The 610-nt window shown below is 51.8% G+C and carries 1 protein-coding gene; it reads right to left on the bottom strand.

Annotated elements, in window-relative coordinates:
* Positions 1-99: 99 nt before the first annotated feature.
* A partial coding sequence (locus tag NZM05_12670) for a Uma2 family endonuclease (GenBank protein MCS7014468.1) occupies positions 100-610 on the bottom strand: 511 nt, incomplete at its 5' end.

Here is a 610-nt window from a genome sequence, read left to right as displayed (position 1 = left end):
CCATTGACATACTCGTATCGTTCTTGGCTGTGGCGCTCAAATTCCAAGTATTCTTCGCGCGTCATCTTCCTCGTCAAAACTTGCGTCATCGCCCCCTCCTTAAAGTTTTGTTCCCTCGTAGATGTCTGCCAGCGAGAGCGTTGCGCCAACGGATTGCAGTTCCAACTTCATCGCCTTGTCATCCAAGACGACACAATCCCACTCGTTGCGACTCCTGCGCCGAAAAAGCTCCACCTGCACTTTCTCCGCTGAAACCAAGACATACTCTTTCAAAGACGGCAAAGTTTGATACTCCTTGAACTTCGTCTCCCTATCCAGAGCCGCCGTTGAAGGCGACAAGACCTCAAAAATCACAACCGCATCGTGAAGCATATCGCTTCCAAGCGCCAGCGTCTCCCTCTCCACCACCGACACATCCGCGTAGCGATAGTTGCCCACCGCATCAACCGCTATCTTCACATTGCTGCTCAGCGGCTGATACCTCGTGCCGCGCAACGCAAAAAACAAAAGCGCGCCAATTGCATTTACCAAAGTTTCGTGTATTGCGGTTGCCACTTCTACTTCTACCAGTTCGCCATTGACATACTCGTATCGTTCTTGGCTGTGGCGC

It is taken from the genome of Chloroherpetonaceae bacterium, from assembly GCA_025056565.1.
Classification (GTDB): domain Bacteria; phylum Bacteroidota; class Chlorobiia; order Chlorobiales; family Thermochlorobacteraceae; genus Thermochlorobacter.
Note: the sequence above shows the minus strand (reverse complement) of the source record. Positions and strands in the feature narration are given on the sequence as shown.